Genomic DNA, 24,345 nt, shown 5'->3' with positions numbered 1-24,345 from the left:
TTTCATGGCAACGATCAACCGTCAACGTATTTCCTGCGACCCGTTTGCCCCGGCGTCCTCTGTTTTGATCGTGCTCGCGATTGTTTTGCTCGTGCTCGCGATCGTGCTCGGATCGAGCGCAACTTGGGCCGGCGAACCCACGCCCCCGATCGCTCAGGATTCGCCCGATCATCCGGGCTACCGGTTGTTGACCGAACGGGCCTACCTGCCGCCGGATTTTGATCAGGAAACCTTTGACGCGGTCTGGCAGTCGTGGCCCGAGCCGCTGCGGAGTCGAGCGGCCGAGGCCAGCACCGAACAGCGGCGAGAGATGGCGTTTGAGCGTTACGGATTGACGCCGCGGCCCGGCGATGACAGCGGCCGGCCGCTGCAGTACGTCGTCGATGCCGAGGGAACGTGGACGATGAATTGTTTCTCCTGCCATGGCGGCAGCGTCTACGGCCGGCCCTGGGCCGGGGCACCGAACAATCGGTTTGCCCTGCAGACGATGACCGAAGAACTGCGGCGAACCAAGTTCCGCTTGGGCAAACCGCTGACCCGCATGGATTTGGGATCGTTGGTCATTCCCTTGGGGACCACGCACGGCACGACCAACGCGGTGGTCTTTGGCGTGGCCTTGATGAACTACCGCGACGGGCAATTAAACGTGATCGACGCCCCGCCGCCGCGGGTGGTGAATCACGACCTGGACGCGCCGCCCTGGTGGCACTTTCACCGCCGCCCCTATCTGTATATCGATGGGTTTGCCCAGCGGGGGCATCGCGGTTTGATGCAGTTCATGTTGGTCAAAGAGAACGGACCGGAAAAGTTTCGGCAGTGGGAAGACGATTTTCGGCAGGTCTACGATTATCTAATGTCGCTGCGGCCGCCGGCGTACGAGGGCCCGGTCGATGCGTCGTTGGCGCGTCGCGGTGAAGCGGTGTTTGCGGATCACTGCGCCCGTTGTCACGGAACCTATGGACCCGACGGCGAATACCCCAACCGCCGCGTGCCGCTGTACGAACTGGGCACCGACCCGGTGCGGCTGCGGGCGTTGCCTCGCGAGGGCCGGCGTCGTTACGGCAACAGCTGGTTTGCGCACGCCGGCGAAGCCGACCAACACGAAACCGAGGTCGATCCGGACGGCTACGTGGCACCGCCGCTGGACGGCGTCTGGGCCAGTGCGCCGTACTTTCACAACGGCAGCGTGCCCACGCTGTGGCACGTCCTGCATCCCGACCAGCGGCCCACGGTGTGGCGGCCGACCAGCCAGGAGATGGACCAGCAGAAGATCGGGCTGAGCATCGAGAGCGCCGCGCGGGTGCCCCTGGACGAGCCCGACGTGGCGGTCCGGCGGCAGTTTTTCGACACCCGTCGCAAGGGCAAGAGCAACGCCGGGCACCGCTATCCCGACGAACTGGACGCGGCAGAGAAACGAGCGGTTCTGGAATACTTGAAAACGTTGTAACCTGCCGCCGGCACTACTCCCAGCGGCTCGCATCGTATACAACAGTTTGACTGCCAGCGTTGTTGTTCCCGCGGTCTGTCGGCCGTCTGGGAGTGCTTTCTACAATTTGGATTACGCGTGAAAACCCCGCCCGCGCTGGCGGCGTGGACGGTTCGCGATCGGAGTAATGATCAATGGCTCAAACGCAGATTCTGTCGGCTCGCGAGGGCGAAATCACCCCGGAAATGGAATTCGTTGCTCAGCGCGAGGACCTGCCGGTCGAAACCATCCGCGACGAAGTGGCTGCGGGCCGGATGGTGATCCCGGCCAACAAGGTCCACCTCGAGGGGGTGCTGGAGCCGATGTGTATCGGGATCGCGGCCAAATGCAAAATCAACGCCAACATCGGCAACAGCGCCGTGACCAGCAACGTCCAGGACGAACTGGAAAAGCTGCATACGGCCGTGCACCACGGTTCCGACACCGTGATGGACCTGTCCACCGGCAAGGACATCGACGACATCCGCAAACAGATCATCGCCGCCAGCCCCGTGCCGATCGGAACCGTGCCGATCTACCAAATGCTGGAAGAGCTGGGCGGTAACATCGAAGACATGCGCCCCCAGCACTTCCTGGACATGGTCGAACACCAGGCCAAGCAGGGCGTCGACTACATGACGGTCCACTGCGGGATCAAACTGGAACACCTGCACCTGAGCGTCAATCGCGTCACCGGCATCGTCAGCCGCGGCGGATCGCTGATCGCCAAGTGGATGATGGCTCACAACAAACAGAACCCGCTGTACGACTCCTTCGACGACCTCTGCGACATCATGCGTCAGTACGACGTGACCTGGTCGCTGGGCGATGGCATGCGGCCCGGTTCGATCGCCGACGCCTCGGACGACGCCCAGTTCGCCGAACTGGATGTGTTGGGCGAATTGACCGCTCGCGGTCAGGCGAACGGGACGCAGGTGATGGTCGAAGGGCCGGGCCACATCCCGCTGCATCAGATTCAGATGAACATCGAAAAGCAGATCGAGATCTGTAACGGCGCGCCGTTCTATGTGCTGGGCCCCCTGGTCACCGACATCGCGCCGGGCTACGACCACATCACCAGCGGCATCGGCGCGGCGATGGCCGGTTGGCACGGCGCGGCGATGCTGTGCTATGTGACGCCCAAAGAGCACCTGGGTCTGCCCAACCGCGAAGACGTCAAGCAGGGCGTGATCGCCTACAAGATCGCCGCCCACGCCGCCGACGTGGCCCGCGGCCGCAAGGGAGCTCAGGATCGCGACGACGCGCTCTCGCGAGCTCGGTTTGCCTTCGACTGGAACGAGCAGTTTCGCTTGTCGCTCGACCCCGAAACGGCGCAGGCTTATCACGACGAAACGCTGCCCCAGGACACCTTCAAGAGCGCCCACTTCTGCAGCATGTGCGGACCCAAGTACTGCTCGATGAAGATCACCGAGGATATCCGCAAGATGGCCGCCGAGAAGAAGCTGGTCGAATTGCCCAAGGCGTAGTGCCGCCTTTCGCTGTGCAGCGTCGCCTTTCGCTCCGCGAAAGTAGCCCAGCGTCGCCTTTCGCTCCGCGAAAGTAGCCCAGTGTCGCCTTTCGCTCCGCGAAAGTAGCCAGCGTCGCCTTTCGCTCCGCGAAAGTAGCCAGCGTCGCCTTTCGCTCCGCGAAAGTAGCCAATCCCAACGGCTACTTTCGACGGAGCGAAAGGCGACTCTTCCATTACCTTCGGATATTCAACAGCTCGTCCAGCAGCTGCTGGCTGGCCGTGATCACCCGGCTGTTTCCGCGGTACTGGGTACTGGCCAGCACCAGGTCCACCAGGTCTTTACCGATATCGGTGTTGCTCAGTTCCAACGCACCACCGATCACCGAGCCGATGCCGTTTTCGCCCGGAGCACCTTGAACCGGCAGACCGGTGTTGATGCCTTGGGCGTAGAGGTTATTGCCTCGTTCTTCCAGACCGACCGGGTTGGCGAAGCGGGCCAATTGGATCTGGCCCAGGTCGCGAGTGATGCCGTTGCTGAACACGCCGCGGATGCCGCCGTCTTCGCCGACGACGAAACTATTCAGCACGCCCGGAGCGCTACCGTCTTGTCGGGTAGCGGCCAGGGAGGCTTCCTGGGTGGCCAAGCCGGAGACCGCGCTGAAGTCCAGTTCGAACTGCAAAGGCGAAACGCTGGGGACGCCTTGCCGGTTGACGTTGACCGTGCTGTTGGTCGCGGAGACGAAGTTGCCGTTGCCGTCGAAGGTGATCAGGCCGGTGCCGACCGCGATATTGCTGCCGCTGGACGTCTGGTTGCCGGCGCTGTCGGCGTACCAACGGTAGACGGTTTCTTCGTCGCTGGTGTGTTCCAGCGTCGCAGTGACGCGAACGTTGATCGGAACGCCCAGGGTGTCGTACACGATCATGTCGCTGGCGGCACTGGTGCCCTCGGCTTCTTGGACCGTTCCGAAGGCCAGGTTGGGAACGGTGATGTTGCCCAATTCGTCTTCCAGGCGGAAAGCCGTCAGATCGATTTCGACCGCGTTCAATTCGCCGGTGTTACTGATCACGCGGATGGCACCATCTTCGATGATCCCGCCGGGAACCAGGTCGCCGCTCTCGCCCAGGATCTTATTCGCCGATGTTGGGATCGGATTCTGGGCGTCGATCTGGGCGGTTTGAATGCCCGAGGAGTCTTCGATAAAGTCGATCAGATCCTGCACGGTGCTGGTGTCGGTGATCGTCAGCTCTTTGGCCGCCAGCGCCGCGCCGCCTTTACGACCTTGGTAGCTGAGCGTGCCGGTGGTGAACAGTTTTTCGTAGGTCGATCCTTCGCGGCGGAGCACGTTGGTCAGCAGGGTGTTGCTGTCGATCGTGGGTCCGTCGCGGTCGAGCAACTGGTTGCCGGGAGTATCCAGGTTGGCGATTTCTGCATCGCTCTTGCTGTCGGTATAGGTCTCGCCGGGCTGGACGGTATCGACCAGGTAGAAATTATTTTGGTCGCCGGCCAGGTTGCGGTAGATGCGAATCCCGTCGTAATCGGGAAAGCCACCGCCTTCGGGCGGGGTGGGGGGATCCGGAAAATCTTCCAGCGTCACCCGGCCGTTGACGATGTTGCGCGGTCCCAGCAACGGACTGGGACGGCTTTCGGGTTCGCCCTGTTTGTAGTACGTAATGGCGTAGGAGTAATTGCCGGAAAGGTTTTCGGCGTCGGCCGGACGCGACACGTCCAGGCCTTGCGCCCCGGTGTCGGTGAATGAGCCTCCGGCTGCGGCCGAACCCAGAAAGAACAAGTCGCTGCCGCCGGCGTCGGTGCGGTAGATGTTCACCGTCGGGTAATCGCGACCATCGGGGTCCACCGGCAGGTTGTTCAACTGGATACTGTTGCCGGCACCGACCGTGGCGCTGATCGGATTGCTGAGCGTGGATTCGCGTCCGCTGCCATCGACCAGGGCCACGCGGTATTCGTACGTGCCGGCGGCCAGCGTTCCGGCGCCGCTGGTGTTGACGGTCACGCCCGCGGCGGCGGCGGCCGGAGCGGTGCCGATGGTCACCCCGGCGCCGTCGGGGCTGGGCACCGCAGCGTCGCCCAGCACTTGGCTCTGAATGACTTCGCTGACCGTCGCCGTGGCTCCCTGCGGCGTCAGCGTCCCCTCGAAGGTGACGTTCTCGGTGGCCTTGGCCACGCTGGCCGTTCCCAGCGGTACGGTCAGGGGGACCAGTTCCGATTTTTGCAGGCGGAACTGCTCGTCGATGCTATACCCTAGCAGTCGCTGGCCCGTGGAATTCACCAACTGCGCATCGGCGTTCAGTTTGAAGATGCCGTTGCGGGTATACAGTCGTTCGCCCGAGGCGCCTTCGACCATAAAGAAGCCATCGCCCTGGATGGCCAAGTCCGAGGGACTGCTGCTGATTTCGATCGTGCCCTGACCGAAATTCGAAGCGATCTCGGCGACTTGCACGCCCAATCCAACCTGCCTGGGGTTGGTACCGCCGCTGTCGGCCGTCGGCGAAGCACCCAGCGACAGGGTCTGCAAGAACTGGGTGGAGTAAACCACGCGTGATTCTTTGAAACCGACGGTCTGCGAGTTGGCAAGGTTGTTGCCGATCACGTCGATCTGAGTTTCCGCCGCGCCCAATCCGGTCAGCGCGGTCGAAAGAGCCGATGCAAGTCCCATAGTATCCTCAGCCGGGGGGCGGTGCACCGCTGACGCCCTCGCCCGATGGGAAGACGTAACGGTTACGCAGAGTTTATCTGTCGAATGTTCCGTATATCTATCGTCTTCTCCCCAACGTGAACTTTGACTTTCCGGGTGTCACTTTCGTCAGTTTGTACGGTTACTCGGTCGACCACCCCGGTCACCTCGGTGGAATCGTCGGCCATCGCTTCGACCGTTTGGCCGATCAGGCTGCTGGCGGTGACCAGTTCTTGGCTGGCCGCCAGGTTGCCCAGCGTCGAGGTCAATTGATCGGTGGCGCCGATCTCACGGATCTGGCCGATCTGCTGCAACATCTCGCTGTTCTCCATCGGGTCCAGCGGGTCCTGGTTCTGCATCTCGGTGATCAGCAGCTGCAGGAACTCGTCGATGTTCAGATCGCTGAAGCCATCGTTGGGCGAGCCGGAGGCGATGTTCTCCGCCTGGCTGACAGTGGATCCAGATGCGTTGATCGCAGACATGGCGGTTCGTCTTTGTTAGCGAAGGCGGTCCGGAACGTGACGAACGATCCGGTTCTCGTGGGCGAGCCTAGCGGAGCGGGCCGCCGCGACGCTATCCCAGTCGGCGGATAGGCACGTTACCGGAGGAGTTTGAGGTCCTCTCTAGCCAATTAATTCTTCTCTAGCCGATCAGATCGACGCGTTTGCGGGCGGCGGCTTCGATCACGCTGGCTCCATCGCGGCGGCTCTGCGCCGACCGTAACCCGGCGTCGCGGTCGGCTTGCCCTGCCCTGCCCTGGCTGGAGTTTTCCTGGCCCGCGTCGCCCTGTTGGCGGCCCCGCCCCAGGTGGCTCCAGGCGGGATCTTGGCCGCCCAGCCAGCCGCCGGAGCCATGGCTGCCGAAGCCGCTGGCGTGACCACCGCGGTCCTGTCGCAACAGGTCCGCCCCCTCCTGTCCGTCTTGTTCACCCTCTAGATGCACCTCCAGCCGTTCTACTTGCATGCCTTGGTCGGCCAAGCGTTGGCGTAGTTCCGGCAGGTGCTGGGTCAGGATGCTGCGGGCAGCTTCGGTTTCGGCCACCACCGAGGCGCTGATGCGTTGGCCCTGAACGTTCATCTGCAGCTGCACGCCGCCCAGTTCTTCGGGATGCAGGCGGATCCGCACCTGGCCTCCGGCGACACCGATGCGCTGGAAAGCGCGGGAGACGCGTTGGATCAGGACCGCGCGGTCGGCCACGCGCGGCCCTTCGTTGCCCTGGGCTTCGGCGGCCGAGGAACGTCCCTGCCGATTGGTGGTGGCTTCGGTGGTAGTGGCGGAAAGCGGATCGCGAGCGGCGCCGCCGCCATCGCCAGCCGGTCCGTTGGCCGCGGCGGTCGGAGCCGCCGCCGAGGTCGCGGTTTTACCGGCGGAAGCCGGTTGCGTGGTTCTGATCGCGGCTGCGGCCGCCGCCTGGTGCGCCGGCGCCGTGGGGGGCTGGAATTCGCCGGCCGTTTCGGCGGCCGCGGCGCTGTTGGTCGCTTCCTGGACCGCGGCGGCAGCCTCGGCTGCGGCGGCAGCGCGTTGGGGCAAAGCGGCTGCGGCGTCCGCGGCCGGGGATGGGGTTGCGGGGTTCTGGCCGGCCGAATTTGGGTTCACCCGGTCGCGGGACGAGCGGCCACGGTGCCGCGAGCGACGGTCGCCTTGGTCCTCTCCAGCTTCGCCTGCGTAGCGTACCTCGGGCGTCTCGGCGGAGGACGATGGCTGACCGTCGGCGGAGTCCTGATGGTGCTGGGCGTCGGTGGCCGTGGGGGCTGCCGGGCCTTCGGCGTCGGTTGACACCACAGCGGGTTTGTCGGTCCGCTGTGCGGTGCGTTCGGCCCCTCCGGCCAGCTCGGCTTGACCGGTTTGAGCGGTGGCCGAAGGTTGAGCGGTCGCCGAGGCCTCTGCAGGCGTGTCTTCGCCACTGGCGGTCGGCGTGACCGGCGTTTTCGCCGCGTCGCCGGCTGGTTTGTTTGCCGCATCGGTTGGTGATGCCTGGCCTTCCTCGGTTCCGGCGTCCGCGGTGAGCGCCTGTTCGGCCGTATCGCTTGTTGCGGGCTCGGCGGCCGCGTCTTCGACTGCCGGGACGGGCTGGGTATCCGCCACAGCGAGTGCCGGGTCCGTTGCCGTCTGCACGGTGGCGTCGTCGGCGGCACGTTCGTCCTGGCCGTCCTCGTTGGCCGACGTCTCTTCGGCGGCGGGCTCGGCCGATTCGGCTGGTTCCGGTCGGCGGGACGATACCGATTCCGCGGGAGTGGTTTCCGGCGATGGTTCGGCCGCGGGCGCAGCCATCATCTGAAAGACTTCGGCAAAGGCGTCGCCACCGATCGCAGGAACCAGGCCCGAAGGAACCAGACCCGGGCGACCGACCGATCCGCTGTGCAAGGACCGAGCGAGGCGGGTCATCGCATGAGGCGTTTGCGTCGAATAGACGCTTGAGACGCTGGAGCCAGATGATGTCGACATGGTCGTTCCGTTGCGATGTTTCGCTTCGACAGCCAACCGATGGGCTGCGGAAACGAGCGGGGAGGCGCCGCTGGAACGACCTCGCCCGCCGCCATCACTGAGCGGCGCGATCGATCAACGACTTGGCCGGTTCCCCTTCACCGATGCGGCGAAGAATCTCCTCGAGTTGTTTCGATTCGGCTTCCGAAACAAACTCTGCCAAGATATCTGTTCGTTTATCTAGCGGCGTAGCTTGAACAATATTGACGACATCTTCGATACGACCGTCATCCATCATCCGCAAAAGTTGATCTTTTGCCTGTTCGGGGGCAAGTGCCTGGAGGGTGCGAGTCAGTTCCTGCATGCCCTCGGTCTGGACGCCACTGCGGACTTCGTCCAGTTTTTCAAAGAATTCGGCTCGTCGCACGTCAAACCGTTCCTGCTCGGCTTGCAGTTCGGCCAGCTTCTCCTCCAGTTCGCGGCTGTAACGCTTCTGGGCTTCCAGCCGCAGGTCCATGTCCAAACTTTTATGGACCCTGGCTTCGAGGATTTCGCTAAAGTCCGGCTGTTCGGTACCCGACGCCTGGTCGATCACCATCTGCAGCCGCCGACCGGTGATGTCGATGCCGTTCATCAACGCCACGATCTGGGTCAGCGTTTGGGCGTTCAGCGTGCCGCGCGATGCCAGCACGCCGGCGACCAGACCCTGAGTCAACACGGTTGCGACGCAGAGGCCGGCGGCGAGACGAAAGACCATAGCCATCGGCTCAGGCTCCTGAAGAAGAAGACGGTGGCGACGCGGTGCGGATATGACGGTGATTGCGTACGGCTCGCATCGAGGCGATCTCGTCCAGTTCGATTTGTTGGGCGGCCAGCTGTTGCTGCTGCCACTGGGTGTGTTGTTGTTCGCGGAGCCGTTCCAGGCGTTTGACTTCGATGTCCGCTTCTTTTAATCGGTCCTGACGACGCTGGACCTCCACCTCCACCGCGGCGATGTTGCCCTCGAGCGACTGGATTTCGGCCGCCAATTGAACGTCGTACCGACCGCTGCTGAGCATCGCATCGACCGATAGCCCCTTGCCGCTGAGCTGTCGCTGGGCGGCGGCCCGCAGCTGCTCGCGTTGGTCGAGCAGTTCGGTGCGCTGGTCCTCGAGAATCCCGAGCGCCCGCATGGCGTCGGCGATCTCCTGACGCGCCGCATCACGCTCGTTCTCGCGCAGCCGCAACAGCGAAGCAAATCGGAAGGAGAACATGGTTGTTGGTTGTTGGTTGTTGGTTGTTGGTTGTTGGTTGTTGGTTGTTGGTTGTTGGTTGTTGGTTGTTGGTTGTTGGTTGTTGGTTGGGGGCCCCCGTAGCTGAACACGCCAGAGTTTGGAAGTGGCGAGTGGCGAGTTTGATTCGTGCTCGTGCTCGTGCTCGTACTCGTACTCGTCGGGTTCGTACTCGTCGGGTTCGTACTCGTCGGGTTCGTACTCGTCGGGTTCGTACTCGTCGGGTTCGTGCTCATTGGGTTCGTACTCGTCGGTTGCAGCATGGGTCGCGACGAGGGATTGCACCGGAGGTCCCCTCACCCCCAACCCCTCTCCCCCGAAGCCTGACTCGCTTAAGCTCGCCAGGCTTCGGGGGAGAGGGGAGAAAACGATTCTTCTCATACATAGATTCCGTTAGAGTCAGCAAATTTCAAATTTCCAATTTCTCGCCCCTCGCCCCTCGCCCGTCGCCCCTCGCCCGTCGCCCGTCGCCCCTCGCCTCTCACCCCGCCTGTTGCTGCGCCGCGGCTTGTTGTGCACCGGCTTGTTGCTGGGCACCCGCTTGCTGGGCGCCCGCTTGCTGGGCACCTGCTTGCTGGGCGGCGGTGGTGAGGGCGGTGGCTAGGCGCAGCAGTTCCTGGTGCGTTTGTTCGATCGACCAACGATCGTCGGTCCGCTGGCACAGCAGTTCCTGCAGCGGGCCGCGGATCGCGATCGCTCGATCCAATTGCGGATTCGTGCCGGCTTTGTAGGCGCCGATCGCGATCAGGTCGGCGTTGCGGCGGTACTCGGCCATGCATTGCCGCAGGATCTCGGCGGCTTGCTGGACCGCGGGGTCGACGATCCGCGACTGCAGCCGGCTGAGGCTGGAAAGGATGTCGATCGCGGGCCAGTGCGATTCGGAGGCCAGCTGGCGGCTGAGTACGATGTGGCCATCGAGCAGGCCGCGGAGCGTATCGGCGACCGGTTCGTTGGTGTCGTCGCCCTCGACCAGGACGCTGTAAAACGCTGTGATCGATCCCTGTTCGGTGTTGCCGGCGCGCTCGACCAGACGCGGCAGCATGGCGAAGACGCTGGGCGGGTAGCCGCGGGTGGTCGGTGGTTCGCCGGCGGCCAGACCGATTTCTCGCTGGGCCAGGGCAAAGCGGGTGACCGAGTCGATCAGCAGCAAGACGTTCTGGCCGGCATCCCTCAGGCTTTCGGCAACCGCCGTGGCGGTCCAGGCCGCTTGGACGCGCAGCGCCGCCGGTTGATCGCTGGTCGCGGTCACGATCACGGTCCGCTCTAGTCCGGCTTCGCCCAGCGTGTGTTCGATAAATTCGCGGACCTCGCGGCCTCGCTCGCCCACCATGCCGACGACGATCGTGTCGGCGGCGGTGCCCTGCACCAACATGCTCAGCAGCGTGCTCTTGCCGACGCCCGAGCCGGCGAAGATGCCCAGCCGTTGCCCGCGGCCACAGCTGAGGAAGGCGTCGATCGCTCGCACGCCGGTCTCCAGCGGCTCATTGATGGAGGGCCGCTGCAGCGATTCCGGACAGGGGCGTTCCAGTTCCGCCGGCAGCAGGCCAGCGGGCAGCGGTTGGCCGTCGATCGGCTCGCCCAGGGCGTTGATCACGCGGCCGCGGAGTTCCGGTCCCACGGCGACGCAGGCTTTGTTAGCGACCAATTCGACTTCGTCGCCCGCCGCGACGCCTTCGGGAAACGCCAGCGGAGCGAGGATCGGACGCACGCCTTGAAAACCGATCAGCCGCGCGTCGCAGTGCGAGCCGTCGGCCAAGTGAATACGGCACACGGCGCCCACCGGCGCGGTCATCCCTTCGATTTCGATGTTTCCACCGGACACCGCGGAAACCCGACCACGCACGCGCAGCGGCAGCCCATCGCCCAGGGCGGCCAGCAACGTCGCGCTTTCAGGCAGTGTGGGCAGGATCATGGCTGGAGCATCCGGCGAAGGGTATCGAGTTGGCTGGAGAGTTGCCCGTCGATGCTGCCGCCCAACTGGCGGATCACCACGCCGTGCGGTTCCAGCGATTCATCCGGTTCCAAGCGGGCGTCGTCGGCAGCGCCGGCCGTCTGCAGCAGGGCTTCGAGCGATTGCCCGAGTTGAACCAGCGTTTCCGGATGCACGGCGACGACCAACGAACGCGCCGAACGGGCCTGCCGCAGCGCCTGCTCGGTCCACTCCAGCACCAGCTGGGGTTCGGTTTGCAGTCGCTGGCGAACAATCTTTTCGGCGATCCCGATGCCCAGTTCCGTCAGCGTCTGCGAAAACGCTTCGAGCCACTGCGCCTGCTGGTCAGCCAACTGCTGGGCGGTCGCTTGCAGCACGCCCAGTTGCTGCTGGACTTCGCTCTGCACACGCTGGGTCACTTCTTGTTCGACGGTCTTCCTCGCTTCGGCCAGGCCCGCGGCGCGGCCGTCACGCTCGGCCTGGGCGGTGATCTGTTCGGCTTCTTTGCGGGCGTCGGCCAGGATCTGTTGCGCTTCTTCGCGGGCGGCGTCCAGCATCTGACGGCCGCTGGCCGCGAAGTCGTTCAGGTTGAATCCGGCCACGCCGCTGGGACCTACGTCCTGTCGGGTTGCGCTGGATTTCAATATCGATGCCATGGGAAAGGTTCCGTCGGGTGGGGGCGAAGGCCTAGGCAGCGCTCATGAGCGAGGGCGCAGGCGGCGCGTGGTGCGAGCTCGAGGCGGCGGGCAGGATCCCCAGTCGCTCGGCCAGGGTCGCTTTGGCGTGGTCGATGTCCTCGAGCGTGATCGAATCGAGTCGCTGGAGTTGTTGGCGAATCTTTTTCGCTTGACGGCGCGGCAGAGTATCCAGCACCCGGTCGGCGACGCGAGTGGGCAACCCGCACACGGCCAACAACGCTTGACGGCCTTCCAACTGTGCCAGGGCATCGCGAAGCATCACCGGCCGCAGTCGCTGGAATGATTCGTCCAGCTCCGCCACATCGATCTCAGGGACGAAACCTTCGGGGGAGGCCGAGTCGTCGTTGCCGGGCGATGCGGCGGGCGCATCGTCGTTCCACTGCGTTTGCTCGGCGGCCGGTCCAGGGGCGGTGGGCGTCGCCGGATCAGCGACGCCAGGAAACGCGTCGGCCGCAGCCGTGACTGGCGCCGGCGACCAACCCAGAACCTGCTGCAGGTTGCTCTGCAGTTCGACAGGAACCTGCTCCATGATCGCTGCCAACGTCCGGCTGCCGGTGGGCGAACAGCCGGACGGCGTGGCATCGGCGACCAATCGTTTTAGATGTTCGCTGATCGAATTCAACGCGTCCGGCGGCAGGTCGTCGAGTCTTGCCAGACGCTGCATGGCCGCGTTGCGGGTCTCCTCGGCCAGTCGCGGCAAGAGGCGACCGGCCTGCGTGGGCTGGATCGAAGCCAGCACCAGAGCGATGGTTTGAGGATGTTCACCCTCCAGGGCGCCGAGCAGCACGTGATCGGGAACCGACCCCAGAAAGGACAGGGGCGAGGCGTCGGCGGCGGCCGCCGCGGCGGTGCCGTTCGCTGTCGGCCCGTCTCCGGAATGATGATTTCCGGAAAGATGATTTGTTGGAGGCGTTTTCGCACCGGCGGCGTGGGGCTCGGTAACGTTGCTTTGGCTGGCCGACTGCAGGAAGTGCTGCATCGCCTGGCGGCGTTCCAGCGGATCGACGTCACTTAATTCGGTCATCACGCGTTTCAGCGTTGCCCGTTTCAAAGGCGGCAACTGGCTCAGCAAGCGACGTGAGGTTGCGGCATCGAGCGTCGACAGCAGGATGGCCGTGCGTCGCAGGGCGGCTTGACGATCCGGAGTGTGCTGAGTCATACGGGCGGGCTTCCGTGCGTTCTCTGGGGTGCGGCAGCGGGAAGGACTGCTGCATGCCCTTGTAACGGCCAAGGCGGCAAAGGACCAAGAGGGATTTTGGGGGCGGGCCACGCGGCGCCCCCAAGCCGGATCGCAGGGTCCCCAATGCGGAGCGGCCGGGCGGCTCGGCAGAGCGGCTGCAAGCGAGGGCTCGCCGCCTTGGCACGTTCGTTGCACGCCAAAACCGTTTGAGGCTGTGTCTGGCGTCCCTGTGCCCGCGACGCCGCTCGAGCCTCCTCAAAGATCCGCCGGGCTCCATCCCTCCTGCCCTCGCGACCCGTTGCCCGGATCATCCGGGTTTGCCGTCTTCACCTTGCTTGATCAACAACCATGTCCACTGCATCCGAGCGTTCCTTTTTGGTGCGTGCCCACCGCCTCGTCGCCGATCTCCAGAAACCGACCGAGTGGATTTACTGGGTCGACTTTGTTGTCAGTTTGATCGTCGGCTACGGCGGGGCCACCCTCTTCTTTGCCTCTCCGTTGGGGTCCTGGTTACAGGTCGTCAGCTTTCTCGTGGCCGGATTTGCCCTGTACCGCCTGGGATCCTTCATTCACGAGATCGCACACTTTCGGAAGCAGGAGATGCGTTGGTTTCGAATCGTCTGGGATTTGGCTGCGGGCATTCCGTTGTTGACGCCCAGCTTTTTCTACGAGAACCATCGCGACCATCACAACGCTCGGCGTTACGGCACCGAGCTGGACGGGGAGTACCTGCCGCTGGGTAACGGCGCGGTCCGAGACATCGCCTTGTTCTTCTTGCAGGTGTTCGTCCAGCCCATCGCGGTGGTGATCCGGTTCCTGTTGGCGCCGCTGACGTTTTTGCATCCGCGCTTGCGTCGCTGGACGTTGCGGCGGGCGTCTTCCTTTGTGATCGATTTTCACTACTCGCGGCCGATTTCTGATCAACCCACCCCGCGGTGGTGGACGTTCATGGACCTGGCCTGCAGTGCACGGGCCTGGGGCATATTCATTGCGATGGCCGTCGGCTTTACCGATTGGACACGGCTCCCCCAGTTGTACGCTCTGGCGACGTTCGTACTGGGGGTCAACTACATCCGCACTTTGGCGGCGCACCGCTACCTGGGCGATGGTCGGCGGATGTCGCATGAGCAGCAGTTGTCCGATTCCACCACGATCACCGGAGTGCCGATCTGGACCGAGCTGCTGTGCCCGCTGGGGATGCGGTACCACGCCTTGCACCACATGTTTCCCGGCATCCCCTACCACAATCTCGGCAAAGCCCACCGCCGCTTGATCGCTCAGTTGCCAGCCGATTCACCCTATCACGCCACGGTCTATCCCAGTTGGTTCGCGGTGGTCAGCGAGTTGTGGACACAGGTGAATCAAAGCAGCTCGACCGTGTCCGCGAAGAAGCGTCGCTCGGCAACCTTCGGCGGAGCATAGTAGCTCGGCTGTCCCAGCCGAGAGTCGCATAGTAGCTCGGCTGTCCCAGCCGTGCTAAGCACGTCGGCATGAATCTTTCGGTGAAACCCCGCGACAACACCCTCCCGCGCAGCGGGATGGTCGGGCTCTTAGGCCCGGGGAGGGCCCTACGAAAACCCTCTCCGGGCCTAAGAGCCCGACTCTCCCAGTGGGAGAGTAAAGCTGAATGAAATGTTGCGACGTGCTACTATCTTTCAACACAGCGGAAGGCGACCGCTAGGCCGCGTCGCCGATCCAGCTTCGCAGCACGTTGGCGGCGACGTCGGGATTCTTTTCGATCAGCTCGGTGAGTTCTTCTTTCAAGCTGCCGCCGGTGATCTGCATCCCCGCCGCGGTGCCCTCCTCGCCCTCCTCGCCGCCTTCGGGCTTGATCGGTTTGGGGATCTCCAGTCCAAAGCCTTCGGACAGCGGAGCCGGTGGTGGCGCGGAAACGTTCTTGGCGACCGAACGAGCGATCAACAGCGCGACCAATGCCAGACCGATCAAGCCGACGGTCTGCCACGAGCGCGCCAGCCAGGACAGCGCCTTGTCGCTCATCCCCGGCAACATCGCCGGCGGTGTGGGCAACTCTTCGTAGTCCCACACGGTGACCAGTTTCAGGCGGTCCTCACCGGCTTCGCCACCGGGCAACAAGGGCGCGACGGCCGACTGGATATTGGTCTGAATTTCTTCGCGCCGCTTGGCGTACTGTTCCGGGGTCATCGGCGGGATCTCTTCGACCTTGGTGCCCGGATTTTGTTTGAGATATTCGGTGCGGTAGGTGGTTTCGTAGTAGGTCTTGGGCAAACGGATGCTGGCGGTCACGCGGCGCACCAACAGCGGCGCCTGTTCGGTCTGTTCGTAGGTTTGCCCGATCACGCCTTGGCTGGAGCGTTGATCTTCGCTGGTCGTCGACACGGTGGGCGTATCGTTCAGGGCCATGCCTTGATTGGCTCCGACGCCATTGGGTGCCGCTCCAGCCACGCCGCCGACCGCACCCTTTTGGGTTTCGACCTTTAACTTTCGCGAGTTTTCGTGCAGGGGCGTGCGTTCGGTGTAATCGATCTTGGTTTTTTGGCTGCGCAGGATCGGGTCGATCTCGGCGGTCACGCCGACACCGATGTCACCGTAGACGCTGAGCAATTGGCGGATGCGGATTTCCAAATCGTTTTCGACGCGCCGTTTGGTCGCCAGCAATTCGTTCTCTTCATCGTCCCAGCTGCCGGCGGCCGAGGAGTTGGTGTCGATGACAACGACGTTCTCGAAGTCCAGGTTGGCGTAGGAGCCGCTGACAAATTCTTTGATCTTGCGTTCCCGTGCCGGCGACAACGGACGGTCGCCCAAAGGTGCCACGGTCACGCTGGCGGTCTGTCGGTGTTGGTTGGACCAACCCCGCTTGGATTCGTCGTACTGGACGGCCGCCCATTCGATGTCCGGCCACATTTGAAGCTGGCGACTCAGGTTTTCGGCGCGAGCGTGTTCGACGCGGAATTTGAATTGATCGCTCAGCTCCAGTGGATTGCTCTGGTTGAGCGCTTCGCTGACGGCGGATTCCAGCCGGGAGGGCAACGTACCGGCATCGGCTAGAGCTTTGAGGTATTCGTGCACCGCATCGGACGGGACTTTGATGCGTTTGTTCTCGCGAGTCCAACCGCGAAGCCCGGCATCCGCAAACCCCAGTTCCATCTGGGACAGTTCCTGTTCGTTGAAGGATTCGCCGCCGAACAGGTACGTGTCCTCGCTGGTGTTGCCGCCCTGAATTAAGATCCCCAGTCCGACCACGATGGCCACGACCAGCATCCCCGCGATCACGCGCGACGCCATCGGCATCGCCAGGAAGGCGTTGCGAAACTGGTCGGTGGATTCTTTCAACAGGTTCATCGAAGCGGAAGAGATCGATTCAGGTTGCTAGGGAAAGATTAAATTTGGATCTGTTGGACTTCGCGGTAGGCGTCCATCAATTTGTTTCGCATCTGCAGCATCATGCGAAACGCCATGTCCGCTTTCTGAACGGAGGTTAACACTTCGGCTTGATTGACCTCTTCACCGGTCAGCATGCGATGCACCATCTGGTCGGCTTGCAGCTGGGCGGAGTTCACCTCTTGGACTTTTCCGGCAATCAGGTCCACGAACGCTTCGCTGGGGCCACCGGACGGAGTCGGTCTGCCCAGCGCCGCGGGCGGCGGCGGCATGGGCGGCGGCGGCGGTGTGGGCGTGGGGCCCGCGGGAAAGCGAAAGGGTTGCATCTATCAGGCGATGATGGAGAGGGATTCGCGGCTGAGGTCCTTGGTGATCTCCATCACGCCGACGTTGGCTTCATAGGCTCGCGTGGCTTCCAGGGCGTCGACCATCTGTTCGGTCAGATTAATATTCGGGTAGGCGACGTAACCTTTCCATTTGCCGTCCTTGATCGCCAGCGGGTGTTGGGGTTCGTAGCGATACAGCGGTTCGGACTGGTCGGTTTGGATCTCGCCCACCTTGACGCCCGAAGCGCCGCTGGTGGTCAGTTCGTCGTCGGTTTGGAAGACGACTTTGCGGGCCTGATAGGGGGCGGCCTTGCCGGTTTCGTCGGTCAACGACGACATGTTGGCGATATTTCCCGAGACGGTATTCAGACGCACTCGCTGGGCCACCAGGGCCGAGGTGCTGATATCCAGTGCAGTGATCATGGTTGCGTCTCCAGATGGTGAGAGGGAAAGCGCGCGGTTAGACGCGTTCGGAGATGGCGGCTTGCAGCACACCGAACTGGTTTCGCATCAGCGCGATCGCCAGGTTGTGCATGTGTTGGTTCTTGGCGATCTGGGTGACCTGGTGTTCCATGCCGACGTCGCTGCCGTCGTGGTACACCACTTCCTGCATGGCGGCTCGCGGCCCGTCGCCAAAAGCCGGTTTGACCGTCCCGGCGTGGCCGGGGCTGCGGCTGGCCGAAGGCGATTGGGTTTGCTGGATCGAATTGGCCAAGGCGTTTTGAAACGCGTCGACCGAGAGATCGCGCGAGCGGTAGTTGGGCGTGTCGAGGTTGGCCAGGTTGCCGGCCAACACCTGGTGGCGGCGCTGGGCAAACACGGCCGACTGTTCCAGCGCCGGGATCGCCGTCGAGGAAAACAGGTCCAGCATCAAGCCGCCTCCTGCTGCGACGCCGTCCCCGGAAAGTGAATGGTGACCGCCGCGCCGCCTTGAGGGCAGTTCTGCCGCGTGATGCGGCTGCCCAGTTTGCCCGCGATCATCGGCAGCGAACAGGAGCGTTGTTCGATGGGACTGCCGCTGTCGGCGATCTCCAGCTCCAGAGACTGTGGGCCCTGCCAGGCGATCAGCGACAGTTCGCCCGCGGCCATCTCATTGAGCGATTGGCCGATCAATACCTGCAGCAGCTGGGTGACGTCGTCGGCATCGCCCGGCGGCGCCAACCGAGGATCGATGTCCAGCGTGAGCGTTACCGCGGCAGCATGGTTGGCGAGCGCCTGCGACGTGACGCGTTCGACCAACTGACGCAGCGACGGTTTTTGAGTGGTTCGAGAGGCTTGGGATGGTGAGGTCATCGGCCGTTCCTTCGGCAAGGGGGACTTCCTGATGGTTAGTCCTTACCTGGAAACGGTCGTCGAAGACAAGAGAAATATCCAGATTGATTAAAGTCAAAGTAGCACGGCTGTCCCAGCCGTGAAGCAACACACGGTCTCGGCTGGGACAACCGAGCTACTTTGTGGCCTAGGCCACTAAGCACGTCGGCATGAATCTTTCGGTGAAACCCGGCGACAACACCCTCCCGCGCAGCGGGAGGGTCGGGCTCTTAGGCCCGGGGAGGGCCCTACGAAAACCCTCTCCGGGCCTAAGAGCCCGACTCTCCCAGTGGGAGAGTAAAGCCGAATGAAATGTTGCGACGTGCCTAGGTGCTGGACGAGAGATCCAGGCGGCTGGTCGGAACCGGTTGCTGGATCTGGCGGTACGCCGAGGCGGCGCGCTGGGAACCGTCGGACTGCTGCATCCGCTGGGCCAGTTGGTCGCGGCTGGCAACCAGTTCGGTCTCGCACTGTTGTTCCAGCCGCATCATTTCCGCCAGCATCTGTTCGCTCTCGTCCAGTTTCTGTTGGCAGGCGGCTCGCTGGGCTGGATCCGGCCAGTGCCAAGCGTCGGCGGGACGTTGGGCCAGCGGCCGCAGTTGTTCTTGCAGGCGGGCAAACTGTTCGAGCAGCGGTTGTTTGCGGGACAGGCTCGGCAACAGCTCGGCGACCTGTTGCTGCTGGATCAATTCGCTTTGCTGCAGCGTCATCTCCAGCAGGGTCTGCAGCGTCTGCCAACGCTCGTCGACCAAGCGGACCAGTTCGGCGGTGTCGGGATCGGCGGTGTCGGGATCCATCGGCGGCTTCCTATGCATCGGTGTCCGGCGACGCCAGCCAGGCAAACAGCCGTTGCCACTGCTGGCGATCGTATCGAGTGGTTTCGGCAAAACGGTTGTCGTAGGTCGGCGGGATCCGCTGCAGGACGCGTTCGGCTTGGCGGATGATCGCCTTGGCTTCGCGCTGCCGTCCCAGGTTTTCCATGCAACGCGCCTGTCCCAACATGGCTTCGAGGGCCGCCGGCTGGTTCATGTATCGCAGCGAGATGCTGCGGTAGGCCTCGGCGGCTTCGGTCCACTGGCCGCGTTGCCGCATCACATCGGCTTCGGCCAGAAAACAATTGCGCATCAGGGCCGTATCGGTGTCCGACAGCGGTTGGTCTTCCTCCAAGCTGGCCAAGGTGTGACGCAGCGTGGCGAAGCCCTGCATGGCCTGATGGAGGTGTTCGTCGCGCGTTTGATTGAAACGACGACGCGCCGTATCCAGAACGTCGGGCAGTGCGGCCTGCAATCCCGGCCAGTAAGCAGCCATCTGATGCGAGCGGGCGGCCAGGTAGCTGGCGTTCTGCGAGCGGCTGGTCGCTTGTCGTCGGGCGAGCGGATCCTTCAGGCGGTCCTCCTGGACCAACAGGGCCTCCCGTCGGGCGCTCTCTTCCAGCCGCCGGATCGCCTGTTCCAACAGTTCCTGGTTCTCACGAAAACTGGCCGTGCCGGTGTCCTCGGGGGCCAGCTCATCGGGCAGTTTTTCGGTTAACAGCAGATGGTTGCGGTAGGCTTCGCGATACAGCAAGCGGCCCAGCAGATTCAGCGAATCCCGCCACACCGGACTCTCCGGTGCCAGCGTGCCGTCGTAGAGATTATCGTCCAGCAATTGGCGAGCCTGGGGCAACTGATTCAGTTCGGCGTGAGCCAGCGCGGCCGTTAGTCTTGCTTCGTAACGCAGCGAGTCTCGAGGGTGTTCGGCGATGCAGGCTTGCAGCGGTGCGAGCGCTTCACGCGGTTGATCCAGTGCCAACAGAGCTCGGCCCTGAGTCAGCAGGCCACGGGGTTTCAGGGGGCGGTCTTCGTACCGGAGGTAGGGATCGATCAACTGCAGGGTGCGGGCGAAATCGCGGCTTTTCTCGTACGCGGCGATGGCCATCCACAGCGTGGGAACGTACTGGGCCGAGGTGAATCGTTCGGCAGCGGCGGCCGCAAAGGCATCGCCGGCCGCATGGAAATGCTGTCGAGCGAGGGCCGCCACGTCGGTGGGGATCATGCCATCGACCTGGCGGCCGATTCGCAGGGTGTGCTCGCCCCAATCGGAAAACGCGACCGCTTCGAGCATCAGGGCATCGTCCGGGGCGAACACCGGCGGTAGGACGCGCGCCAGGTCGATCGCGTTCTGGTACAAGCCGTTCTCGCGCAGCTGGTTAGCCACGGCGGTCAGGCGTTTGCGGAACTCGTCGATGCTGATGATCCGTCCATCGAACAACCGCGGATCGCCGATTTCGCGAATCAGAAAGTGAGCCGTTTGCAGGACTTCCGAGCCGCGTCCCTCGTCGGCCAACAGTTCGACTTCCAGCGTCCCCCCGGCGATCGATTCGGCATTGAAGGGACGGTGTTGGCGAACCGAGGTGGCGGCCAGGATCGCGGCGGCCGACTCGCCCAACGCGCGATGCGCCCGAGCGATCCACAGTTTGGTGCGGGCGGCGAACAACGTGTCCGGCTCGCGTTCCAGTTCCGCCAGCGTCGTCATCGCTTCGTCCAAGATCTCGCGAACGACTGCCGTGGGCGCTTCGCCGGCCGCCTGCTGCTGCAGCCACATCGCTTCGGCGACTTGGCTGCCGGCCTCCTGCAGGCGGGCCTCGCGAACCAGGTGGCGGTCCTTGCTGTGATCGATGATTTTTCGAAACTGGTCGCGAGCCGAAGGCCACTGTTGCTGTTTAACCAGCGCCCGGCCGCGGAGCAGCAGCGCGTGAAAATAGTCTGGCGTGTTCGGGGTCAGCCACTTCAGCCAAGCGACAGTCGATTCGACAGCCCGCTCCGGCGGAATATCGGGCGACAGCAGCTGGCTTTCGATCAGGCGTGGCAACAGTTGCCGGCGCAGCGTCGGATCGACTTCGATCGCCGCGGCCAATCGCGTGGCCGCTTCGCGAAATCGGCCCTTGCTCCGCAACGCCTCCCCCAACAGACGCTGGCCGTCGGCTTCGCGACCCGGCGGAAAGCCGTGCGCCTCGGCGGCTTTGAGGTGCGGGATGGCCTCGTGCATGGCCAGACGCCAGGCGTCGTGGTCGGCGTCGGGGTCCGCCGCTGCGGCGCGGCCGGCGCCGATCAGAAACTCCCGCAGATGGATCAGGTCCTGGTCTGCAAAATCGTCGGGAAACGAGACCGACTGGGCCAGATTGGCGGCCACCGCGGGGCGTCCCGCGGTGTACTCGTCGGTCGCGATCCGCAGCGTATCGGTCAAGCCGGGGGTGGTGGTTCGCGCCCACACGCTGAACAAGGTGGCGAACGCGCCGATCGCGGCCACTCCGGCCGCAGCGATCAACGCCCAGGAGGCGCGCGAGGATCGACGCACGGCCGGCGTGGTTTCGGTAGATTCCTGCGCTGGTGGCATGCGAGCGATTGCGGGGCAAAGCGTGGGGTGGCGACGGAGGAACCTCGGGCGAAGTGGGAACCTCGGACCTTGCTGATACGAAAAGAGGACGCGGCGAGTCAATCGCAGCAGCCGAACCCTTGAGTCGAATTGCCAGGCTGTGTCAGAAACAGGATCGCGCCGCGGACCGTTTCACAAACCAGGCCGGCCAACCGTTACCACCCGCACCGCCGCCCTGCCCGCACAGATTCCCAGGCTTGCCCGGTGGGAAAATATCCCGTCATCCAGACAAACCGCGTGCTAGGCTTCATTGGCAAAGTTGACCACAACTCTTTCACCTTTCCCGGAAGCTCGACCGACCGCGAGTGCCGACGCGGTCTCCGGCTTGCTTCCCACCCAAAGGGCCCTGTACGTGACCAACACCGCAACCACCGCCGCCGAAAACATCGTCACCATCGACCGTCGTCGCACGGACCGCCGAGGCGGAGAGGCCTGCGAAACGCAAACCGCCGAGCCCACCCAGCGGCGCAAACAACAGCGCCGCCGGCAGATCGACCCCACGACCTGCGAACGCGAATACAACGAGCAAGAGATTGAGTTCATGCACGCGATGGACCAGTACAAACGGGCCGCTGGTCGCATGTTCCCGACCTGCAGCGAAGTCCTGGAAGTGGTCCGCTCGCTGGGCTACGTGCAACTGGACGACGACCAACGCGCCCAGCTGAACCTGGACGACTCCGACCTGGTCGAATGCTACAGTGGCGAAGCCTGCGACGACGACGAAGACTAAGGGTTCGGTTAGATCCTAGGATCCTTCGTCGACGCCATCCTTATCGGTGCGTCTGGTAGGGGGCATTCCCGCCTCGCAATGCGGCGCCCGTTCACTGGCGAACGCTTCGACTTCGAACGGATTGTCGCGGTAATAATCTCGACCTCTGGCGTACAGATACAGCGACGCCAGCAGGTAGGCGGGGCCCATCAACGGGCCCCAACGCTGGAACTGTCGCACATGCACCCGTTCGTGAACGCGCGTCTGCGACAAGACGCCCTCGCTTTGCGCCAAAACCGTGTGACCCAGCGTCAGGGCAATGGCCCGCGGCGGCAACCGCCGCAGCAGGGCCGCGATCCGCGGCCCGTGGATCTCGATCACCCCGTCGACAACCTGCATCCGGCCGCCCAGCAGCACTCCCAGCGTCAAGCCCAGCAGGGTGTACGGCCCCGCCCACAGACGCACCCAAAGCCATTTCAATCGAATCCGCGCCGCAATCAACGATTCCATGGCGCTATCATAGCTCGGCTGTCCCAAAGTAGCTCGGCTGTCCCAGCCGAGAAAAGGTAGGCTCACAGGCTGGAAGCCTATGCCACTGCTGCGCCTATGCCACTGGTTAAACGGCTTGGGCGACGTCCATCTGTTTGGCCAGTCGCTTCCGCGCCACGTGCAGCCGCCGCTTGATCGTTCCGACCGGAGCGTCAAACGCTTCGCTCATCTGGATCAGCGACTGGCCGTGCATGTAGAACGCTCGCAGCGTTTCCCGATCGGTCGTTCCCAGTCGGTCGACCGCATCGCGAACGCTGGCCGCCTGCTCTCGCTGCAGCGCCATCTCGTCGGGCGTTCCGAACGCCAAGCAGGTCGCTTCCAAGGTTTCCGGATCGCAGGCCAAAGGCGCCTGGCGACGGGTCACGCGGTTGATCGCCATGCGGTGCACGATCCGCCGCAGCCAACCCCCGAACGCTTCGGGGACCCGCAACTGATCGATCTTCTCCATGGCCTGGATGAACACGTCCTGGGCCAGTTCGTCGGCTTCGTCGGCATTGCGCACCCGTCGCATTGCCAAGGCGACGATCCCGGGCCGGTAACGCTCGAACAGTTCGCCAAAGGCCAATCGGTCGCCTTCCTGAGCCGCACGGACCAGCTGTACCACCGTCATCGCCTGTAATTCAATCGTCTCGAAATCTGCGGTCAAAGTCATCTCGAATGTTCCTTCATCGGTCCGGACCGAAGGCCGCGGGACGCAGGACCACCTTGCGGCAGGCCTGCCCCACGATCCACGGAAAATGGCGTTCAGCAGGAAACGACGCAGCGATCCTGCTGGTTTCCGCCGACCGGGTTTTCGGTCCGGAGGCTCATGACCGACGGCGACGCGGCTCACAGTCGTGGTGCCGGTGTCGAACCGCCTGGCAATCGCCGGGGGATGGTTGAGGGTCTTTCCACCGAGTCCGCATCGCGCCGCGTCATTTGCACGAAATGACGCGCACGCTCCTGCGATACAGGAGCCCGCCGGCAAGCCGGCAGCGCGGGTGAGGGTTGTGGAAAGAAAGGGGGGCTAGCAGTCGGGGAACGCATCACGCGCCGTACCGACTGTCCAGCAACGCGTTAGGCACCCGCAGAGGCCGGCCAGCCACTGCGGCTGGTACCTGAGCGGAACGGGCAACATTCCAAGCCGTACGGCATTAGGCCGTACGGCATGGGTTTGCCCGCCGGCGGTGGACTGCCGCAGGGCAGCATCCCCAGATGCATCTGCCGGAGACCGAATGCGGCGGCGACCACGCTTGCGACGGCCGTATTGGTGCGATCGATCTGATCGACGACACAACGGGTGACGACAGCGGTGATTCGTTGAATACGCATTTCGGTTCCTCCCCGTGCACATCACGCACGGACAGAGCGATAAAGAAATTTCGAAGCGGCCCGGCAACGGACCGCCAACAGGTCGGACAGTTTATCCTAGCATCGATGACAAGGCCAACCGTTTCGGCCCGGCAGCCCTTCTGAGTAGCCAGAAGCCCTGCTGGGGGTAGCCAGTAGGCCCTGCCGGCAAAGGCGAGCCCTGCCGGAGGGGATGCTAAGCACGTCGGCATAAATCC

22 protein-coding genes are annotated in these 24,345 nt (G+C 63.7%); 4 read left to right on the top strand and 18 right to left on the bottom strand.

Annotated features, from left to right (window positions below):
- Window positions 1–4: 4 nt before the first annotated feature.
- Complete coding sequence (locus GE027_RS20455; RefSeq protein WP_153559087.1) at window positions 5–1,447, top strand: c-type cytochrome; 1,443 nt, start codon at window positions 5–7, stop codon at window positions 1,445–1,447.
- 173 nt (window positions 1,448–1,620) lie between these two features.
- Window positions 1,621–2,952, top strand: coding sequence for a phosphomethylpyrimidine synthase ThiC (thiC, locus tag GE027_RS20450; RefSeq protein WP_153559086.1), 1,332 nt, complete (start codon window positions 1,621–1,623; stop codon window positions 2,950–2,952).
- A gap of 214 nt (window positions 2,953–3,166) precedes the next feature.
- Here the strand turns inward: thiC and GE027_RS20445 are convergent, their stop codons facing one another.
- From GE027_RS20445 to GE027_RS20410, 8 genes are all read right to left on the bottom strand, one after another.
- Window positions 3,167–5,608, bottom strand: a complete 2,442-nt coding sequence (locus GE027_RS20445) for a flagellar hook-basal body complex protein (RefSeq protein WP_153559085.1) — start codon at window positions 5,606–5,608, stop codon at window positions 3,167–3,169.
- 62 nt (window positions 5,609–5,670) lie between these two features.
- Complete coding sequence (locus tag GE027_RS20440; RefSeq protein WP_153559084.1) at window positions 5,671–6,108, bottom strand: flagellar hook assembly protein FlgD; 438 nt, start codon at window positions 6,106–6,108, stop codon at window positions 5,671–5,673.
- 160 nt (window positions 6,109–6,268) lie between these two features.
- On the bottom strand, window positions 6,269–8,071 hold the full coding sequence (locus tag GE027_RS20435) for a flagellar hook-length control protein FliK (protein ID WP_153559083.1): 1,803 nt from the start codon (window positions 8,069–8,071) through the stop codon (window positions 6,269–6,271).
- Window positions 8,072–8,165: 94 nt separating this feature from the next.
- Entirely contained in the window at window positions 8,166–8,813 is a 648-nt protein-coding gene (locus tag GE027_RS20430; RefSeq protein WP_153559082.1) for a hypothetical protein, read from the bottom strand.
- Between the two features lie 4 nt (window positions 8,814–8,817).
- The gene (gene fliJ, locus GE027_RS20425; protein WP_162006852.1) at window positions 8,818–9,606 is read right to left on the bottom strand and encodes a flagellar export protein FliJ; all 789 of its coding nucleotides are present in this window, start codon (window positions 9,604–9,606) and stop codon (window positions 8,818–8,820) included.
- 196 nt (window positions 9,607–9,802) lie between these two features.
- A complete protein-coding gene (locus GE027_RS20420) occupies window positions 9,803–11,233 on the bottom strand; it encodes a FliI/YscN family ATPase (RefSeq protein ID WP_153559080.1) in 1,431 nt (476 codons plus the stop codon).
- Entirely contained in the window at window positions 11,230–11,907 is a 678-nt protein-coding gene (locus GE027_RS20415) for a FliH/SctL family protein (protein ID WP_153559079.1), read from the bottom strand. The genes GE027_RS20420 and GE027_RS20415 overlap by 4 nt, the downstream gene beginning before the upstream one ends.
- 31 nt (window positions 11,908–11,938) lie before the next feature.
- Window positions 11,939–13,108: a FliG C-terminal domain-containing protein gene (locus GE027_RS20410; protein WP_153559078.1), complete on the bottom strand. Its 1,170-nt coding sequence runs from the start codon at window positions 13,106–13,108 to the stop codon at window positions 11,939–11,941.
- A 369-nt stretch (window positions 13,109–13,477) separates the two neighbouring features.
- On the opposite strand from GE027_RS20410, the gene GE027_RS20405 reads away from it, so the two are divergent.
- On the top strand, window positions 13,478–14,551 hold the full coding sequence (locus GE027_RS20405) for a fatty acid desaturase family protein (RefSeq protein WP_153559077.1): 1,074 nt from the start codon (window positions 13,478–13,480) through the stop codon (window positions 14,549–14,551).
- A 255-nt stretch (window positions 14,552–14,806) separates the two neighbouring features.
- Here GE027_RS20405 and GE027_RS20400 read toward each other — a convergent pair whose 3' ends face one another.
- The 7 genes from GE027_RS20400 to GE027_RS20370 form a co-directional block, all read right to left on the bottom strand.
- Window positions 14,807–16,450: a beta-cystathionase gene (locus GE027_RS20400; protein WP_153559076.1), complete on the bottom strand. Its 1,644-nt coding sequence runs from the start codon at window positions 16,448–16,450 to the stop codon at window positions 14,807–14,809.
- Between the two features lie 38 nt (window positions 16,451–16,488).
- A complete protein-coding gene (fliE, locus tag GE027_RS20395) occupies window positions 16,489–16,815 on the bottom strand; it encodes a flagellar hook-basal body complex protein FliE (protein ID WP_153559075.1) in 327 nt (108 codons plus the stop codon).
- A gap of 3 nt (window positions 16,816–16,818) precedes the next feature.
- Window positions 16,819–17,238 carry a flagellar basal body rod protein FlgC gene (gene flgC / locus GE027_RS20390; protein WP_153559074.1) on the bottom strand — a complete coding sequence of 140 codons (420 nt, stop codon included), beginning with the start codon at window positions 17,236–17,238 and terminating at the stop codon, window positions 16,819–16,821.
- A gap of 37 nt (window positions 17,239–17,275) precedes the next feature.
- Complete coding sequence (locus GE027_RS20385; RefSeq protein ID WP_153559073.1) at window positions 17,276–17,686, bottom strand: flagellar basal body rod protein FlgB; 411 nt, start codon at window positions 17,684–17,686, stop codon at window positions 17,276–17,278.
- Complete coding sequence (locus GE027_RS20380) at window positions 17,686–18,108, bottom strand: sensor histidine kinase (RefSeq protein WP_153559072.1); 423 nt, start codon at window positions 18,106–18,108, stop codon at window positions 17,686–17,688. Before GE027_RS20380 ends, GE027_RS20385 begins: the two co-directional genes overlap by 1 nt.
- Before the next feature lie 344 nt (window positions 18,109–18,452).
- On the bottom strand, window positions 18,453–18,923 hold the full coding sequence (locus GE027_RS20375; protein WP_153559071.1) for a hypothetical protein: 471 nt from the start codon (window positions 18,921–18,923) through the stop codon (window positions 18,453–18,455).
- Window positions 18,924–18,933: 10 nt separating this feature from the next.
- Window positions 18,934–21,501: a tetratricopeptide repeat protein gene (locus GE027_RS20370; RefSeq protein ID WP_153559070.1), complete on the bottom strand. Its 2,568-nt coding sequence runs from the start codon at window positions 21,499–21,501 to the stop codon at window positions 18,934–18,936.
- Between the two features lie 391 nt (window positions 21,502–21,892).
- Between GE027_RS20370 and GE027_RS20365 the strand changes: the two genes are divergently transcribed.
- Entirely contained in the window at window positions 21,893–22,270 is a 378-nt protein-coding gene (locus GE027_RS20365) for a hypothetical protein (protein WP_315852927.1), read from the top strand.
- 15 nt (window positions 22,271–22,285) lie between these two features.
- Here GE027_RS20365 and GE027_RS20360 read toward each other — a convergent pair whose 3' ends face one another.
- From GE027_RS20360 to GE027_RS20350, 3 genes are all read right to left on the bottom strand, one after another.
- Window positions 22,286–22,759: a hypothetical protein gene (locus GE027_RS20360; protein ID WP_315852926.1), complete on the bottom strand. Its 474-nt coding sequence runs from the start codon at window positions 22,757–22,759 to the stop codon at window positions 22,286–22,288.
- A gap of 106 nt (window positions 22,760–22,865) precedes the next feature.
- On the bottom strand, window positions 22,866–23,450 hold the full coding sequence (locus GE027_RS20355; RefSeq protein WP_153559069.1) for an RNA polymerase sigma factor: 585 nt from the start codon (window positions 23,448–23,450) through the stop codon (window positions 22,866–22,868).
- Between the two features lie 404 nt (window positions 23,451–23,854).
- Window positions 23,855–24,109, bottom strand: a complete 255-nt coding sequence (locus GE027_RS20350; RefSeq protein WP_153559068.1) for a hypothetical protein — start codon at window positions 24,107–24,109, stop codon at window positions 23,855–23,857.
- Window positions 24,110–24,345 lie beyond the last annotated feature (236 nt).

It is taken from the genome of Roseimaritima sediminicola, assembly GCF_009618275.1.
In the GTDB taxonomy this organism is placed as follows: Bacteria; Planctomycetota; Planctomycetia; order Pirellulales; family Pirellulaceae; genus Roseimaritima; species Roseimaritima sediminicola.
Note: the sequence above shows the minus strand (reverse complement) of the source record. Positions and strands in the feature narration are given on the sequence as shown.

What these genes read in the sequence shown, in the direction of transcription:
- thiC (WP_153559086.1), top strand. Translation starts at nt 1,621, where the DNA reads ATGGCTCAAACGCAGATTCTGTCGGCTCGCGAGGGCGAAATCACCCCG.
- GE027_RS20380 (WP_153559072.1), bottom strand. Translation starts at nt 18,108, where the DNA reads ATGACCTCACCATCCCAAGCCTCTCGAACCACTCAAAAACCGTCGCTG.
- GE027_RS20430 (WP_153559082.1), bottom strand. Translation starts at nt 8,813, where the DNA reads ATGGCTATGGTCTTTCGTCTCGCCGCCGGCCTCTGCGTCGCAACCGTG.
- GE027_RS20455 (WP_153559087.1), top strand. Translation starts at nt 5, where the DNA reads ATGGCAACGATCAACCGTCAACGTATTTCCTGCGACCCGTTTGCCCCG.
- GE027_RS20440 (WP_153559084.1), bottom strand. Translation starts at nt 6,108, where the DNA reads ATGTCTGCGATCAACGCATCTGGATCCACTGTCAGCCAGGCGGAGAAC.
- GE027_RS20445 (WP_153559085.1), bottom strand. Translation starts at nt 5,608, where the DNA reads ATGGGACTTGCATCGGCTCTTTCGACCGCGCTGACCGGATTGGGCGCG.
- GE027_RS20360 (WP_315852926.1), bottom strand. Translation starts at nt 22,759, where the DNA reads ATGGAATCGTTGATTGCGGCGCGGATTCGATTGAAATGGCTTTGGGTG.
- GE027_RS20385 (WP_153559073.1), bottom strand. Translation starts at nt 17,686, where the DNA reads ATGCTGGACCTGTTTTCCTCGACGGCGATCCCGGCGCTGGAACAGTCG.
- GE027_RS20435 (WP_153559083.1), bottom strand. Translation starts at nt 8,071, where the DNA reads ATGTCGACATCATCTGGCTCCAGCGTCTCAAGCGTCTATTCGACGCAA.
- GE027_RS20400 (WP_153559076.1), bottom strand. Translation starts at nt 16,450, where the DNA reads ATGAACCTGTTGAAAGAATCCACCGACCAGTTTCGCAACGCCTTCCTG.
- GE027_RS20410 (WP_153559078.1), bottom strand. Translation starts at nt 13,108, where the DNA reads ATGACTCAGCACACTCCGGATCGTCAAGCCGCCCTGCGACGCACGGCC.
- GE027_RS20355 (WP_153559069.1), bottom strand. Translation starts at nt 23,450, where the DNA reads ATGACTTTGACCGCAGATTTCGAGACGATTGAATTACAGGCGATGACG.
- GE027_RS20350 (WP_153559068.1), bottom strand. Translation starts at nt 24,109, where the DNA reads ATGCGTATTCAACGAATCACCGCTGTCGTCACCCGTTGTGTCGTCGAT.
- flgC (WP_153559074.1), bottom strand. Translation starts at nt 17,238, where the DNA reads ATGATCACTGCACTGGATATCAGCACCTCGGCCCTGGTGGCCCAGCGA.
- GE027_RS20405 (WP_153559077.1), top strand. Translation starts at nt 13,478, where the DNA reads ATGTCCACTGCATCCGAGCGTTCCTTTTTGGTGCGTGCCCACCGCCTC.
- GE027_RS20415 (WP_153559079.1), bottom strand. Translation starts at nt 11,907, where the DNA reads ATGGCATCGATATTGAAATCCAGCGCAACCCGACAGGACGTAGGTCCC.
- GE027_RS20370 (WP_153559070.1), bottom strand. Translation starts at nt 21,501, where the DNA reads ATGCCACCAGCGCAGGAATCTACCGAAACCACGCCGGCCGTGCGTCGA.
- fliE (WP_153559075.1), bottom strand. Translation starts at nt 16,815, where the DNA reads ATGCAACCCTTTCGCTTTCCCGCGGGCCCCACGCCCACACCGCCGCCG.
- GE027_RS20420 (WP_153559080.1), bottom strand. Translation starts at nt 11,233, where the DNA reads ATGATCCTGCCCACACTGCCTGAAAGCGCGACGTTGCTGGCCGCCCTG.
- GE027_RS20375 (WP_153559071.1), bottom strand. Translation starts at nt 18,923, where the DNA reads ATGGATCCCGACACCGCCGATCCCGACACCGCCGAACTGGTCCGCTTG.